This window comes from Marinobacter nitratireducens (genome assembly GCF_000708045.1).
In the GTDB taxonomy this organism is placed as follows: Bacteria; Pseudomonadota; Gammaproteobacteria; order Pseudomonadales; family Oleiphilaceae; genus Marinobacter; species Marinobacter nitratireducens.
The window spans coordinates 26,019-39,981 of record NZ_ANIE01000009.1; the positions used below are offsets into that span (position 1 = coordinate 26,019).

Below are 13,963 nucleotides of genomic sequence, written 5' to 3' on the forward strand. Positions count from 1 at the left end.
AAAAGAATAACAGGAGACAAGCAATGACAGATCTCGCGGTCCTCGTAGTCGAGGATGAACCGGTTATGCGGGGGCGACTGGTATCCATGCTCTACAACGCCGGGGCGACCGCCGTCACGGAATGTGAGGATGCAGCCTCGGCTCGCTCGGCGTTTGCGGACAAGGAATTTCACATTATCCTGCTGGACCTTGGGTTGCCGGATGGTGATGGGCACGACCTGATGCAGGAATTCAAGAATCGGAGGGCGGAACAACACATTGTCCTGGTCACCGCCGATGATTCGATCGACAGTATTCAGCGCGCCATCAGCGCGGGAGCCAATGGCTACGTGGTCAAGCCCTATTCACAGGAAAAGATTCACGATGTGGTTAACAACTACGCCATGGTTCATGGCGGTGATCTGGCGATGATGCAGGGCCTGAACCGTCAACACTGAACGGTCAGGCCCCAACCAGGCCAGGCTGCCCCTTCAGGCGACCTGGCGGGCAATCCATGAATTGTAGCGAGTTGCCAGGGCGCGAACGTACCGGGCTTCGGCACCGTCGAGATTGCCCAGCACCCCCTTGAAAATCCAGCCCCGCTCATAGAGGCCCAGCACCCGCTGCTCGTCGTCCAGATTGACGCGCTGATTCAGTTTCTTACAGATCGCATCCAGCAGTGGCAGCTTTTCCGGGCGTCTGATAGCGCCCTGACGATGATTGACCGGCTGGTTCGCTGCACGTGGTGTCGGATGTCTTTTCATGATGTTCTCCTTGTCGTTTTGCGGCTGCAAAAACAAACCCCCGGAGCCTGAGGCAACCGGGGGTTTGCGGAGAAGCTTGGCCCGGTCGCTGCAATGGCTCCCGGGACTGACCGAAAGCCGTTAGATGTCTTTTTCCATGGCACGCGCAGACTGCCCACGGTGGCAATCGTTGACGGCGTAAAAAATGGTTTGTGGAGTCATCTGGCTTCTGTTCCCTTCTGGGTGTCGGTTCATCAATCAGTGTATAGGCAAATCGGCGGTTTGCAAGAGCCTGTCTGCTTCGGCAAACCCCTACAGACGGGGGGCTCCGGGAAATCGATAATGCACAGCGTCACGTGTTTTTACGTTGTGCAATCCACGATATCTGCCGCGCCAGGTATCGGATGGATCTCTCCTTTCTACGCAGCCCAGTGGGCTGCGTTTTTTTTGCGGTAGTGGAAACTTCGTAGCCACTAATTCGTACAGATTCTATACGGCTCCCCTGCAATAATTTGCATACTAACTGATCACTCGTTGCATCTTATCTTAGAGGTTGAAAGCGAAGAAAATGGCCGACGCAGCCGGAGCCGCAAGAAAAAAGTTTCGTTCCCATATGTTGATTGAAGCCGCACTGATTGCCGTACTGGTCCTGTATATGGTGCTGGCGCAGGAAAAAGTGGTGGGAGAAGACCTCGCGTTTACCGTTGTCGGAGCCGGCTTGATGGCCCTGGTCAGCTACTGGACCCTGAATACCCTTCGCGACGGGCTGGAAGTCGTTGCCGCAAGGCTTCGTGGCATCCGCCACTGACGTCTGATTCGTTTCAGGCCTGGTGACTGTGGCCCGGCAGCGACTCGCTCTGCTGCTGGGGAACAATCTGCTCCCAGGTTTTGTGGAGGATCAGAGCGTCATTGGCAGCCCTGTGCACGGGAAGCCCCAGGTCGTTGATGACACGTTGACGCACACCCGCCCATTCCCGGACCTGCTGGCTGTCCAGCAGCATGGAAATGGATTCCAGCTGGAATTCCGGGCGTACCCGGGCCGCCCTGAACAGGCGATGAAGCCAGAAGCTGTCGAAAGTCCAGGCATCGCAAAACACCTGGTTCGGCAGCAGCCGGTTCAGGCTCTCGGCAACCTCGCTGACGGAAGCCCCTTCCGATTGCAGAGTCTCTCTGGAAATACCATGAACCTGTTCCGCACTTTCGGACCAGTCCTGCCAAAGTACGTGAGGGGCGATCAACCAGCTGTGGAGTTCACCATCCGGCATGCAAATACCTACCTCAATCGGGTAACTTGCGATCAGGTCGAGGCTGGATGCCTCAAAGTCGATGAAAGCCGGGCGAATATCAGTGGTCATTGGCAAAGTGTAGTTTATATATCGTTTTTTAGCTGAGTGTACCCGGCCAGATCACCAGACGCGAACCCAACCTGAGCATCCACTGTTACAATATGTCCATTCATTGTAAAAACCCGATGACAGCTGACTGTCTTGGGGTGAGCAAGTAAACCAGCCCAAGGCGATTAACACTATACGGGGAGCCCGAATGACTGACACTGTCGTCGTAATCTATTCCGGAGGTATGGACTCCTATACTCTGCTGCACCTGGCCCGAGCTCGTGGGCTGAAGGTGCATGCGCTGTCGTTCAACTACGGACAGCGGCATGTGCGCGAACTGGACTGCGCCAGGGCCGTGTGCGAGGCTCACGACATCCCGCACAAGGTGGTTGATATCCGAGCCATGAGTGAAGTCATGGAAGGGTCCGCGCTGACGTCTGATATCGATGTGCCCGAGGGCCATTATGAAGAAGACAGCATGAAATCCACCGTGGTGCCCAACCGCAACATGATCCTGCTGTCCCTGGCGACCGGTTATGCAGTGACGGTGGGCGCCGGGGAAGTCTGGTATGGCGCCCACGGCGGCGATCATGCCATTTATCCGGACTGTCGGCCTGAGTTTGTGGAGAAAATGGATGCGGTCTGCCGGGTCGCAAACTACGACCCTGTTGGGATCGCGGCGCCGTTTATGACACTGGACAAGAGTGAGATCCTGGCAAAGGGCCTTGAGCTTGGCCTGGACTACGGCCAGACCTGGACCTGTTACAACGGCCGGGACAAAGCCTGTGGCCGCTGTGGCTCCTGTGTTGAGAGGCTGGAGGCGTTCGCCGCCCATGGCGCGACAGATCCGCTGCCCTATGAGGATGGTGTCTGATGTACCGGGTCAAGGAAGCTTTCTACACCCTGCAGGGCGAAGGTGCCCAGGCCGGTCGGGCCGCGGTGTTTTGCCGGTTCAGCAAATGCAATCTGTGGAACGGCCGGGAAAAGGATCGTGCCGATGCGGTGTGCAACTTCTGCGATACCGACTTTGTCGGAACGGATGGTCAGAATGGTGGCCAGTTCGAAACTGCCGATGCGCTGGCCGCTCATATCCGCTCATTGTGGCCGGAGGCGTCGGGTCGTCCCTATGTGGTCTGCACGGGTGGTGAGCCGCTTTTGCAGTTGGATGAGAGGCTGATTGAGGCGTTTCACCAGCAAGGGTTTGAAGTGGGAGTGGAAACCAATGGAACCTTACCGGCCCCGGCTGGTATCGACTGGCTGTGCGTTAGTCCGAAGGCCGATGCCGAGGTAGTGATCAAGTCGTGCAATGAGCTGAAACTGGTGTTTCCGCAGCCGTTGGCGCCGCCTGAGCGATTTCTGGATATTCGGGCCGAGCACTATTTTCTGTCTCCCATGGCCTCCCCGACCTTGCCAGACGATGGCCTGGATTCGGTCAAGCAGAGCAATACCCGCAGAGCGACGGACTATTGTCTGTCCCACCCCCGATGGCGCCTTACCCTGCAAATGCACAAGATTGTGGGCATCGACTGATTACAGTCCAGCGGCCATGGAAGGGCGTTGGCGGGCAGCGCCGGGTTTCAGGGCTGCGGTGCGATATTGGCTCGGGCTCTGGCCAGTCCAGCGCTTGAAGGCGCGGGTGAAGTTGGCCGCGTCGGCATAGCCCAGCGCATCGGCAATCTGGCTCAGATTCATACCGGTGTTTTTAAGCAGTTCGCCGGCCCGTTCCAAACGTACCTGGTCGACCAGGTTCTGAAAACTGGCTCCTTCTTCCTGCAATCGCCGCTTCAAGGTTCGTTCCGAGACGAACAGGGTGCCGGCTACCCGCGCCAGCTTCGGCGGAAACGGGTGGCTGGTCTCGATGACCCGGCGAACACGGCAGGCAAAGCCGGCGTCCTCGGTCAGCTCTTTCAGCGCTTCTTCACACTTTGCCCTGGAGCTGGCAGCAAGCTGATCGTCAGAGAAGCGAATCTGCATATCGAGTGCGGCCAGGGGAATAAGCAGCGCATCTTCCGTGGCGCCATACTCCACCGGTACCGGGATCATCTGCCGGAAACGATGGAAATAGGTGGGCTCCGGGCCGCGGCGCAACACACGTGAGCCAGGTACGGTCGATCCGGTCAGTTGCGTGCCCATGGTGACGCAGCCAAACAGCATGGAATCCATGATAAAACCCTGCAGAGGGCCGAGGTCCATATCACAGGTGACCCGGAACCAGGCATTCTGGCCAGCGTCCCTTCGGGATACCTTCAGATGAGGGGCTCGCAGCGTGAGGTAGCGACCCATCAGGTCCAAGGCTTCCCCCAATGTACGACTGCTCATGACGGCGGTGCCCAGGGCGCCATGGAGAGGGAGCTTGAGCTCGCGGGCGAGCATGATTCCCAGGCCAGGCTCACCACTTTCGATGATGGCGCGGGTCACGAACTCGCTCGCCTGGGACTGGCTGACACGCAGGTCTGTGGAGTTGAGCCGAAGTGGGTCCAGACCCACCCTGAGCAGGAGATCCCGCTCGTCGACACCAATGGTATTGAGCAGTTCGGCCAACAAATGCAGGTAGATGGCCGGCATACCCAGATCCTGTGCAGTTGCGACGGAGGCGCGCATCGGGTTTCCTCGTTCTAGGCTGTTCTTGTTATGTAAGGGATCGGTAATCTGTTTTGATTATGCCCAGTTCCGCCATCGACCCCCATGACTTGGCTGACGGGTCAATGGGCCAGAGGGGCCAATTGACCCGTTTTACGGGGCCGAAGCGCGGTGTTGTTGCGGTCAGTGACCGTGACGCCCAATGAATTCCTCCAGAACCCGGGCGGAGCGACCCGGCGTCTCCAGCATTGGCAGATGGCCAACGCCACGAAACACATGAACCTCGGCCTGGGGTGTGGCGCGTTCGAACCAATCGACACAGCGGGTGGGTGTGATCACATCCCGGTCGCCCCATTGCACCTGCAGTGGCGGTGTGTCAGCGCTCAGGTAGCGGGCTGGTGCCAGGGCGTCGGCGACCATATCTGCGAAAATGTGGCGCAGGGCATCGGTACGGCCCAGCAGGTCAGGCCCCAGCAGGCCGGCCATGGCGACTCCCGAAACAGTGGGCTTGCCGTTCCCGACACTATTGAACATGCGGTAAACGCCTTTCCAGTCACCGGGAATCAGAATCTCGTCCCGGTCGGATTCGAACGGTGCGTCCAGATCGACGTTCGGGTGTTCGGGGATGCCTGCACTGTTGAGCAATGTGATTGAACGCGGAGCGGGGTCCATCAGATGGCCGAGCACGGACACGATCGCGCCGCCCATGGAGCTGCCGACCAGATGCAGGTTGTCGGTGGGGATGGTAGCCAGCCACGCCTGCAGGCGTCGTGCCTGATCTTCATAGCGATAGCTGGCATCCGCGCGATAGTCGCTTTCGCCGAGGCCCGGAACATCCGGAGCCAGGACGTGCCATTCGCGGGGTAGCTTCTGAAGCCAGAAGGCCCAGTTTTCCTTCATGGCCGCAAAACCATGGACCAGCACGACGGTGGGAACACCGGGGCCGGGGGCACCCCTTTCCAGAAATACCATACGGTGTCCGTCGACGGATGCCTCGCGTCGCCGGGCTTGAAGCAGAATGCGTTGACCGGTTCTTGCTGCCGGCCAGAAGTTGGGTGTCGGTATTTTCATGGTATGCCCCATTCGTGCCAGTGAAATGAACCCGGCGTTTGATCTTGGCTAACCAGTGTACCTGCGTCGACACAGGGGGCCTTGGCCTGTTCGCCACACTCGCGTCGGCAAGGAAGCAACCAGTGGGTTCAATTCAGAGGGCAATATCAATGATCAGGGGGTTGTGGTCGGAGGATCGCCAGGGGCGGGCTGATGACGTTGCAGCAGGTCCCTGGTATCCGAGCGCCCTGGGCTCGTCCGCATTGATGAGCCAGCTGCGGACATCAACCATATGGTCCACCAGCGGCGTTGATGCCAGGGCGTAGTCCAGGGAGCCTTTCTCACCCTTGTAGCGATAGGTGTAGTGTGGGCAATGTTGGTCGGTGCACGGGTGGAAGTGGTGCAGCATGCTGGTGTACCCACCCTTTTCAAACTCCCGGACAGGCGCCTCCCGGGCGTAGCTGTTGAGATCGCCGGTAATCAGGGTTCCGGCCAGTTTGTCGGGCGTTGGCGACGACGCCAGCCAATCGGTCACGCTCTTCGCTTCCTGTACGCGTCGATTGGTGTAACAGCCCTGCCCCTGGTCCGAATCCGCACCGCTGGCACCACGGCAGGACTTGGATTTCAGATGCACGGCGACAACCTGAACTGCAAGCTGTCCGCCGAGGCGTCGGAAGGTCTGAGCAAGCGGTGGTCGCCCACGGTTGCTAAATGCGCCGCTGGTCAGCCGCTTTGGTGAACCGACCGGGGTTACCCGGTCGCTGCGATAGAGTATCGCGGTGCGGATTGCATCCTCCCCGTCTTCCTCTGGTGTTGTTACCAATCGCCACGCCGGGCCCAGTGCGTTCGCCAGCGAGTGTGCGGCGCTGTCGGCGCCATAGCCGTCGTTTTCGAGTTCGGATAACGCCAGAATGTCAGGATTCGGAGCGGTGAGCGCTGCCACCAGCCGTTGCTGCTGGCGTCTGAATGCATCGGCTGAGTGGGCACCCCGGGCTGTGGGGAAACCGTTGCCCTGTCCGTCTCCATTGAACATGTTATGAAGGTTTTGAGTGACGATTCGCAGATGATCCCCGGCTGGACGTTCCGGAGCGGGTTTGCGGGGGTTGCTGGCGATAAACTCCGGTGGCTGATCGGGTTGGATCCGCCAGCTGTTGAACCGGTAATCCAGAATTCCGGCCACCCTTTGCAGGGTGTCCCCGGCTCGGACGGTATTGCCGACGGAAAGACCTCGCGGAGGCCAGGGTATGGGGTGGGGGTTTTGCCGTGACTGACCGTCATCCAGCAACAGTTCGTCAGTTTCGGAGGCGATGGGTGAGCCACTCTCGTTCGGGTGAACCCGGTCGCCGTTGCTCAGGGCCAGCTCGCCAAAACGCGCAAGATTGTAGGTGTCGATGACGGTCAGGGGGGCATCGAAAACCACGCGCATGTTTTCGAAGCTCTCGGGATCCCGGGGCCATGGCAGGGCAAGGTGAAGAGGGGCCGGCATGGTGCCTTGCCCACAGACATGGATGTCCTGAATGTTGGTCAGTTCGGTGAGACCGTAGTGCTCCTTGACGGTTCCGCGCACCCGGATCCGTTGCTCGGGCCGGCCCTGTTTTCGTCCTGTGTAGACAAACAGCGCTTCGGACGTGTCGGGGTCTGAGTCGGTCAGGTGGTCCGCTTGCTGCAGGTAAAATCCGCGAAAGCCTCCCTTGCCTCGGGCATCGCGCGTCATGATGCCCTCGACCGTGACGGTTTTTCCTGACAGCGGAGAGATATCCGACGAACCCTGAATGCTCGAGATGGGGATTATGGGAGCTGAGGTTTCGCCACAGGGTTCCGCCGCTGCCGCAATCGGTGTTAGCAGCAGTACCAGAATCCCGTGGCGAAGGGACGGGAGAACCATCACTGCAGTGAACTAGCGCAGGCCGGCAACGGCCTTCAGTGCTCTTTCGCGTTTGCTGCCAAAGCCCAGCGCGTCGGGGTTGGCCAGTTCCAGTTGCTGTACCAGCGGATCGGGATGCTGGTTGTCCAGGGTGATTCCCAGGCGCGAAAGCACATACGGTGCCAGCGCTGCGCGGGTAGTGATCTCCAGGCGACCGCTTTCCATACCGTAATCGGAGGCGATGATGGCTTGCTGGGCCTCGGTCAGCCGGGGATCTGGCGTCAGAACCATGGTGACGTCACGGTTCCAGTCTTCGTCCTGGTCACGGGTGTGTTTGGCCTTGATGCGAAGCGCCTCGGGAATACGTTGGAATCGGTTCAGTGCAAAATCCCGGAACTCCCGGTTGGAGTCACACCAGGCTCGCAGGTGCCAGCCATTGCCATCACTGACCAGGGTGTGAGGTTCCAGGATGCTTTCGGCGGCTTCCGGTCGGCTCAGGGAGACGTAGCTGGCCCTCAGCTGCCGGCCATGGCGAGTTGCAGCGACGACGGCCCGCATGGTTTCCGGGGCGATTACCCGGTCCGGAGCCTGCACAACGGTGCTGCCTGGAAGGCCAAGGTTGAGGGCTTCAAAGGTATGACTCAGATTCTGCTGGCTTGCCAGGAGATCAAGGTACTCGCTGGCCACACCACGGGTGACCACTGGAGAAAATTTCTTGGCCGGAACATACCCCTTGAGATGACGATCATAGATCAGGTTGCCCGGTGCCAGTTCACGGAGGTAGGTGTTAATGTCTTTGGAAGCCTGCTGCCGGCCAATGCCAAAGCTATGACAGATGTGGTTGGTGGTCAGTCGACCCTCCCACAGTGCAATGGTTTCGATCAGGCGATAGCGAAGTAGCAAGTCCCAGCGGATGGGCCAGTCCGTTTTCTTCATAACGAGGCGCTCACGGTCCAATGAATAGCTCGCTTTCCATGTTACCTGCTCTGGCAAGCGGGTTCTGTTACGGCACATTAATAATGTAAAACTGTGTAAAAGCCGCGTCTCGCGGCCTCTGGAAGGAGGTGAGACGTGGTTCACAAGTTTCGGCAAGTGCCTAGTAGTTCCATCTACTGCGTGCTGGTCTAATACGCCGCCGGCAAAGTCCGCCTTTAGATACTACGCTTTCCACTTGACATGAACCAGCCCCTTCTGGGTATGGAGAATAACCGATGACCCGAATGGTCGCGTCTCTGTCTGCGCTGATTGCCAGCATAGTCCTGCTGGTCAGTGGCAATGCCTTTTTGATGACTCTGCTCGGTATCCGGCTCAGCATCGAAGGGGTGTCGCCTGACACCATTGGCTGGATACTGGTGTGTTACTCCATCGGGTTCGTTCTGGGTACCCTGTCCGTGCACCGGATCATTGGGCGGGTCGGCCATATTCGTGCTTTTGCGGCGTTTGCTGCCGTGTCGGCGGTGGCGGCACTGCTCTACCCGATGGCCATCTCAGAAGTGTTCTGGTCGGTTTTGCGTGTTTTGTCCGGGTTCAGCATTGCGGGTGTCCTGGTGGTCATCGAAAGCTGGTTTTCCAGTCGCGCCACCAACACCAACCGGGGCGCGCTGTTTGCCGTCTACACGCTGGTGTTCTACCTCTCCGTGGCGGGCGGGCAGTTGTTCGTTAATATCGGAGATCCGGCTAATTTCATGCCATTCTCGCTGGCGGCCATTCTGTTAACCCTGGCTCTGGTGCCGTTGTCCCTGACCCGTATGGAAGCACCGGTGATCGAGCAGGTTCAGCGTATCTCCATATTCACGCTTGCCAGAGACTCTTTCTCCGGGGTCGCCGGCGCGGTTGTTTGTGGCGCGATGATTGGCGGCTTCTACGCGCTGGGGCCGGTCTATGCAACGCTGATCGGCCTGGATGTGGCCAAAACCTCCACCTTCATGGCCAGTGCAATTGTTTCCGCAATGATTCTGGCCTGGCCGATTGGCTGGCTGTGTGATCGTTTTGACCGTCGCCGGGTCATGTTCGTGACCGCACTTGTAGCGGCCGGTGCGGCTGTCGCGGTGGCTCTGATCGGAACCTTCAATCTCTGGCTGCTGACGCTGTTTGTCGGGGTGTTCACGGGGCTGTCTGCCACCATCTATCCCATCTCCGTTGCGATCACCAATGATCGTCTGGAAACCAGCGAGATTGTTGCTGCCAGCGCGACCCTGTTGCTCAGTTATGGTGTGGGGAGCGTGATCGGGCCGGTGGTGATGGCGCAAATGATCAATCTGTTGGGGCCGGAAGGGCTGTTCTTCGGCAATGCCACGTTCCTGCTGACGCTGGCCGTGATTACCAGTTACCGGATCAGCCATACCGTGGATGTGCCTGTGGCAGAGCAGGAGCACTTTGTGGCCGCCATGCCGGAGACATCGCCGGTGCTCACGGAAATGGATCCCCGTAATGAAGAGTTCACTGAGTCAGCGGACGTTGAGGCGGCATCCGAGGAACAGCGTCAGGCTGGCTGACGCTGTTACATTTTCGGTTTTCCCCGATTATATATTTGCATTCACATCTGTTTTTATCACAATGGTTAGCATACTATTGTTGGCCTTCCGACAATATTTAGATTCAGGTCGAATTGCAGCCAGTTTGGACGTTTTCGGCCCTGTTGATGGAGTGCTTGACCATGAGAGATCAATTTCCCTTTGCTGTTGCCCGGGTGACCCGCCGCTGGAGAAAAATGCTGGATGAGCGGTTAAAGGATCTGGGTGTGACCCAGGCTCGCTGGAGTACGATGGTCTATCTCTCGAAAGGGGGAGAGGGGCTGACTCAGCGGGAACTCGCCTGTCTGATGGCCATTGAGAACCCGACTCTGGTGCGTTTGCTGGACAGCCTCGAGCAGCAGGGGCTGATTGAACGCCGGCCCTGCCCGGACGACCGCCGTGCCCGTCGCCTGTTCCTGACTCAGGCGGGGAAGGAATTCATGGACGATCTGAGCGCCCGGGCGGAAAAGCTGCGGGAAGAGCTGCTGGTTGGCATTACCGACGAAGAAATCGAAAACTCAGTCAAGGTTTTCGAAAAGATCATGGATAACGCGCAAAAGCTGAAGTGATCCCTGTTGGCAGATAACTCGGTCGAGGGGCTGAAAGCCCGTTATGGCGAGCGCTGGCGTTGGCTGGCGGTGATAACGGTCATGCTGGGTACCATGGCCACGGTACTCAGTGCGACGGTAGTCAATGTGGCACTGCACGACATCATGGTGGAGTTCGGTATTCGTCAGGGCCAGGTGCACTGGCTCGCAACCGGATTTATCGCCGCCATGACCACCACAATGCTCGCCTCCAGCTGGTTGCTGGATCATTTTGGTGTCCGCAAAACCCTGGCTGGTGCCATGCTGGTCTTTACCGCTATTTCGGTTGCCGGCGGCTTTGCCGTCACCCCGGAGCAGTTGATTGCCGCCCGGGTTGGTCAGGGTGCCATGGCGGGTCTGATGCAGCCCATGGGGATGTATCTGGTGTTCCGGATTTTCCCCCGGGAGCGACGCGGTCAGGCCATGGGTATCTATGGCATGGGCGTGATTCTCGCCCCGGCGCTCGGACCCGTATTGGGTGGTTTTATCGTTGACCAGCTGGACTGGCGCTACGTGATGTTTGCGCCCGCTCCCGTGACGCTGGTCGGTGTCTTCATGGCGTTGCGCTATCTGCCGCTGCCGCCCTCCCGCCCCGAGCCCTATCCTTTTGATCTGATCGGGCTGGTCCTGCTCGGCGCCGCGCTGGGATTGTCTCTGGATACGCTGAACCGGTTGCAGGATCTTGCCGGGCAGGAACCCCGGGTACTCGGTGGTGGATTAGCCGCCCTGATGCTGGTGGTGGGGTTCGTCATCCGTGAACGTCGAGCCCGACATCCTCTGGTTAACCTGTCGCTGCTGGCCATTCCCACATTTCTCTATGCCAATCTGGGCGCTGTTGCCCTGGGGTTGGCGCTGTACGGCTCGACCTACCTGGTGCCCCTGTTTGTTCAGACCGCCCTGGGTTTCAGCGCGACCGAGGCCGGTCTGTTGATGCTGCCGGCCGGGATTGTGCTTGGCATGACGTTTCCTCTCGCCGGCCGGTTGGCAGACCGGAAGAGTTCACGGGGCCTGGTGGTGGGCGGTATGGTCCTGTTTGCCGCGTCGGCGGTGCTGTTTGCGCTTTCGGAACTGACACTGGCGTTTGGCTGGTTGGCGCTCTGGACCATACTGGGCCGAATCGGTATCGGGTTCATGTTACCGGCACTGTCCACGGGCGCGTTGAACCCTCTGGCGCCAGAGCAGCTGGGGGCAGGTTCCAGTACCATTAATTTCACACGCCAGCTCGGAGGCGCCTTTGGTGTGAATATTGTCGCCCTGACTATTGAGTTCGGCGATCACAGTGGTGGCCTGCCAACGTTGGATGCTTTCCATTCGGCCTGGTGGCTGGTTGCGGTTTTTGTCGCTGTCGCGGTGCTCCCGGTCTGGAGAATGCGGGCCTGACACCCGGGGTGGTGCTTGCCCCAACGTCGGGAATTGGCTAGTATTCGGATTCCTTCAGGGGAGTAGCCTCCGCGGTGGTTCAGCGAATCCACCACGGACGGTAGTCAACATACTTGGGGTCAATCTCCATGGCTATCGTGTTCCGGACGACGCATCGTCGGAATTGGCAAGACCTGAGGCAGGGTCACCTCCATTGGGCGGAAGGTGCGCTGCCTCTCGTCTGTTACTGTCCGCCCTGGAGCTTTTCATGGACGCATTTCTCGCTTCTACCCTCGCCGTAGCCATTGCCGAGATCGGTGATAAAACCCAGCTGTTGTCGCTGTTTCTGATTGCACGCTACGCCAAGCGCACGCCGATTATCCTTGGCATATTGATCGCCACCGTCTTGAATCATGCCCTTTCGGCCTGGCTGGGCGCCTGGGTTGCCTCATTCATTCCCGAAGCCTGGTTGCCGTGGATTCTGGCCGTGAGCTTTATCGCGATCGCGCTTTGGTTGCTGGTTCCCGATAAAGACGACAGTGAAGATTCCAAGTTTCTCGGCATGGGAGCCTTCATGGCAACCACGATCATGTTCTTCCTGGCGGAAATCGGAGATAAAACCCAGGTGGCGACCGTGGTGCTGGCGGCGAGATATCCGGAGACGGTCTGGGTTATCCTTGGGACCACGGTGGGGATGTTGATTGCGAACGTACCGGTTATCATGGCGGGACGCTGGTTGATGGAACGGTTGCCCCTGGCAACGGCACGGATTGGTGCCAGCATTCTGTTTATTGTCCTGGCGGTGGTCACCCTGTGGACAACATTTATGAACTCCTGAACAGCGGGACTGTCTGTAGCAGCAGAACTATGAGATACGCGGAAAATTCTATGACGTTCAGACTTTTGTGGGTACTGGCCCTGTCGGTTTTTCTGGGGAGCGCGGGCAGTGCAGCGGCTTCCGAACCGGAACAGGGTGAGGGCTCTGAGGCCGAATCCGCGGCGAAGCCTGATCGCTCGCCCAGGGTGCCGACCTTTGCCATCCGGGGAGATCTGGCGGGTGAACTGGCGGCAATGACCACGCGGTATGAGGATACCTTTGCTGCCATTGGCAACCGCATTGCCATGGGTTACCTGGAGTTGGTCAAAGCCAACCCCGGCGTTGATCCCTGGCTGCCCGGCGAGGGCACCACGATTACCCTGCCGAGACAATATTTGATGCCCGATGCCCGGCGCGAAGGGATTGTCATCAACCTGGCGGAGTACCGTCTCTACTACTTCACCGAACAGGGTGTGCAGGTCTATCCGGTGGGCGTGGGGACAGAGGAAAATCCGTCACCGCTGACCGATGCCAAGGTGACTATGCCGCTGGAATCTCCCGCCTGGTATCCCCCGGCAAGCATTCGCGCGGAATACGAGCGTTCCGGTGACTTTCTTCCCAAGATGATCCCACCAGGGCCTGAGAATCCGTTGGGAACACATGCGCTGCTGCTGAGCGAGAAGGGATATCTGATTCATGGCACCAACAAGAAGTTCGGCGTTGGTATGGCGGTCAGCCATGGCTGTTTCCGGATGTACAACGAGGACATTTCCCGCTTCGTCTATCAGGTTCCCAAGGGGACGCCGGTTCAGGTGGTGCGGGACCCGGTCAAGATCGGGCTATCCGGTGGCGAAGTCTGGCTTGAAGTACATCGGCCGGACGACGATTACCCACCTGAGGATCGCGAAACGCTTTGGCGCCAGGTTCTCGCGGAAGTGGAAGCGTTCCGTACCCGGCACCCGGACGTTGAGGTTCAGCGTCAGGCGATCGAACTGGCGGTCGACCAGGCGGATGGCATTCCCACCATGGTGGGCGAACAACTGACCCGTCTGGCCACTGATCAATCAGGCAGCGATAAGGCCCCGAAAGGAAAGGCGGAGCCTGAGCAGAAACTGTACTTTTAAGCCGCGATGGCAA

General features: G+C 58.9%; 15 protein-coding genes. 9 read left to right on the forward strand and 6 right to left on the reverse strand.

Annotated elements, in window-relative coordinates; all coding sequences use genetic code 11:
* The first annotated feature begins 23 nt into the window (after nucleotides 1–23).
* Nucleotides 24–437: a response regulator gene (locus D777_RS14245; protein WP_036133511.1), complete on the forward strand. Its 414-nt coding sequence runs from the start codon at nucleotides 24–26 to the stop codon at nucleotides 435–437.
* 33 nt (nucleotides 438–470) lie between these two features.
* Here the strand turns inward: D777_RS14245 and D777_RS14250 are convergent, their stop codons facing one another.
* Entirely contained in the window at nucleotides 471–743 is a 273-nt protein-coding gene (locus tag D777_RS14250; RefSeq protein WP_036133514.1) for a hypothetical protein, read from the reverse strand.
* Between the two features lie 547 nt (nucleotides 744–1,290).
* Here D777_RS14250 and D777_RS14255 point away from each other — a divergent pair.
* Complete coding sequence (locus D777_RS14255; RefSeq protein ID WP_036133517.1) at nucleotides 1,291–1,530, forward strand: hypothetical protein; 240 nt, start codon at nucleotides 1,291–1,293, stop codon at nucleotides 1,528–1,530.
* A 13-nt stretch (nucleotides 1,531–1,543) separates the two neighbouring features.
* On the opposite strand, the gene D777_RS14260 is transcribed toward D777_RS14255, so the two are convergent.
* Nucleotides 1,544–2,077 carry a 3'-5' exonuclease gene (locus tag D777_RS14260; protein ID WP_036133519.1) on the reverse strand — a complete coding sequence of 178 codons (534 nt, stop codon included), beginning with the start codon at nucleotides 2,075–2,077 and terminating at the stop codon, nucleotides 1,544–1,546.
* 187 nt (nucleotides 2,078–2,264) lie between these two features.
* Here D777_RS14260 and queC point away from each other — a divergent pair, with 187 nt between their 5' ends.
* A complete protein-coding gene (gene queC / locus D777_RS14265) occupies nucleotides 2,265–2,930 on the forward strand; it encodes a 7-cyano-7-deazaguanine synthase QueC (protein WP_036133521.1) in 666 nt (221 codons plus the stop codon).
* Nucleotides 2,930–3,586: a 7-carboxy-7-deazaguanine synthase gene (queE, locus tag D777_RS14270; protein ID WP_036133524.1), complete on the forward strand. Its 657-nt coding sequence runs from the start codon at nucleotides 2,930–2,932 to the stop codon at nucleotides 3,584–3,586. The genes queC and queE overlap by 1 nt, the downstream gene beginning before the upstream one ends.
* Here queE and D777_RS14275 read toward each other — a convergent pair whose 3' ends face one another.
* The 4 genes from D777_RS14275 to D777_RS14290 all read right to left on the reverse strand — a co-directional run bounded on the left by D777_RS14275 (nucleotide 3,587) and on the right by D777_RS14290 (nucleotide 8,486).
* Nucleotides 3,587–4,657 (reverse strand): AraC family transcriptional regulator, encoded by a 1,071-nt coding sequence (locus tag D777_RS14275; protein WP_036133527.1) that lies wholly within the window; start codon nucleotides 4,655–4,657, stop codon nucleotides 3,587–3,589.
* A gap of 162 nt (nucleotides 4,658–4,819) precedes the next feature.
* Nucleotides 4,820–5,707, reverse strand: a complete 888-nt coding sequence (locus tag D777_RS14280; protein ID WP_036133530.1) for an alpha/beta fold hydrolase — start codon at nucleotides 5,705–5,707, stop codon at nucleotides 4,820–4,822.
* 133 nt (nucleotides 5,708–5,840) lie between these two features.
* Entirely contained in the window at nucleotides 5,841–7,571 is a 1,731-nt protein-coding gene (locus D777_RS14285; protein ID WP_036133533.1) for an ExeM/NucH family extracellular endonuclease, read from the reverse strand.
* Between the two features lie 12 nt (nucleotides 7,572–7,583).
* Nucleotides 7,584–8,486, reverse strand: coding sequence for a helix-turn-helix transcriptional regulator (locus tag D777_RS14290; RefSeq protein WP_036133537.1), 903 nt, complete (start codon nucleotides 8,484–8,486; stop codon nucleotides 7,584–7,586).
* Between the two features lie 275 nt (nucleotides 8,487–8,761).
* On the opposite strand from D777_RS14290, the gene D777_RS14295 reads away from it, so the two are divergent.
* The 5 genes from D777_RS14295 (at nucleotide 8,762) to D777_RS14315 (ending at nucleotide 13,950) form a co-directional block, all read left to right on the forward strand.
* A complete protein-coding gene (locus D777_RS14295) occupies nucleotides 8,762–10,045 on the forward strand; it encodes an MFS transporter (protein ID WP_036133540.1) in 1,284 nt (427 codons plus the stop codon).
* Between the two features lie 161 nt (nucleotides 10,046–10,206).
* Nucleotides 10,207–10,632: a MarR family transcriptional regulator gene (locus D777_RS14300; protein ID WP_036133544.1), complete on the forward strand. Its 426-nt coding sequence runs from the start codon at nucleotides 10,207–10,209 to the stop codon at nucleotides 10,630–10,632.
* A 6-nt stretch (nucleotides 10,633–10,638) separates the two neighbouring features.
* A complete protein-coding gene (locus tag D777_RS14305) occupies nucleotides 10,639–12,030 on the forward strand; it encodes a DHA2 family efflux MFS transporter permease subunit (protein WP_036133547.1) in 1,392 nt (463 codons plus the stop codon).
* Between the two features lie 247 nt (nucleotides 12,031–12,277).
* Nucleotides 12,278–12,847, forward strand: a complete 570-nt coding sequence (locus D777_RS14310) for a TMEM165/GDT1 family protein (protein WP_036133550.1) — start codon at nucleotides 12,278–12,280, stop codon at nucleotides 12,845–12,847.
* Between the two features lie 50 nt (nucleotides 12,848–12,897).
* On the forward strand, nucleotides 12,898–13,950 hold the full coding sequence (locus tag D777_RS14315) for a L,D-transpeptidase family protein (protein WP_036133554.1): 1,053 nt from the start codon (nucleotides 12,898–12,900) through the stop codon (nucleotides 13,948–13,950).
* Nucleotides 13,951–13,963: the final 13 nt, after the last annotated feature.

What these genes read in the sequence shown, in the direction of transcription:
- D777_RS14245 (WP_036133511.1), top strand. Translation starts at nt 24, where the DNA reads ATGACAGATCTCGCGGTCCTCGTAGTCGAGGATGAACCGGTTATGCGG.
- D777_RS14250 (WP_036133514.1), bottom strand. Translation starts at nt 743, where the DNA reads ATGAAAAGACATCCGACACCACGTGCAGCGAACCAGCCGGTCAATCAT.
- D777_RS14255 (WP_036133517.1), top strand. Translation starts at nt 1,291, where the DNA reads ATGGCCGACGCAGCCGGAGCCGCAAGAAAAAAGTTTCGTTCCCATATG.
- D777_RS14260 (WP_036133519.1), bottom strand. Translation starts at nt 2,077, where the DNA reads ATGACCACTGATATTCGCCCGGCTTTCATCGACTTTGAGGCATCCAGC.
- queC (WP_036133521.1), top strand. Translation starts at nt 2,265, where the DNA reads ATGACTGACACTGTCGTCGTAATCTATTCCGGAGGTATGGACTCCTAT.
- queE (WP_036133524.1), top strand. Translation starts at nt 2,930, where the DNA reads ATGTACCGGGTCAAGGAAGCTTTCTACACCCTGCAGGGCGAAGGTGCC.
- D777_RS14275 (WP_036133527.1), bottom strand. Translation starts at nt 4,657, where the DNA reads ATGCGCGCCTCCGTCGCAACTGCACAGGATCTGGGTATGCCGGCCATC.
- D777_RS14280 (WP_036133530.1), bottom strand. Translation starts at nt 5,707, where the DNA reads ATGAAAATACCGACACCCAACTTCTGGCCGGCAGCAAGAACCGGTCAA.
- D777_RS14285 (WP_036133533.1), bottom strand. Translation starts at nt 7,571, where the DNA reads ATGGTTCTCCCGTCCCTTCGCCACGGGATTCTGGTACTGCTGCTAACA.
- D777_RS14290 (WP_036133537.1), bottom strand. Translation starts at nt 8,486, where the DNA reads ATGAAGAAAACGGACTGGCCCATCCGCTGGGACTTGCTACTTCGCTAT.
- D777_RS14295 (WP_036133540.1), top strand. Translation starts at nt 8,762, where the DNA reads ATGACCCGAATGGTCGCGTCTCTGTCTGCGCTGATTGCCAGCATAGTC.
- D777_RS14300 (WP_036133544.1), top strand. Translation starts at nt 10,207, where the DNA reads ATGAGAGATCAATTTCCCTTTGCTGTTGCCCGGGTGACCCGCCGCTGG.
- D777_RS14310 (WP_036133550.1), top strand. Translation starts at nt 12,278, where the DNA reads ATGGACGCATTTCTCGCTTCTACCCTCGCCGTAGCCATTGCCGAGATC.
- D777_RS14315 (WP_036133554.1), top strand. Translation starts at nt 12,898, where the DNA reads ATGACGTTCAGACTTTTGTGGGTACTGGCCCTGTCGGTTTTTCTGGGG.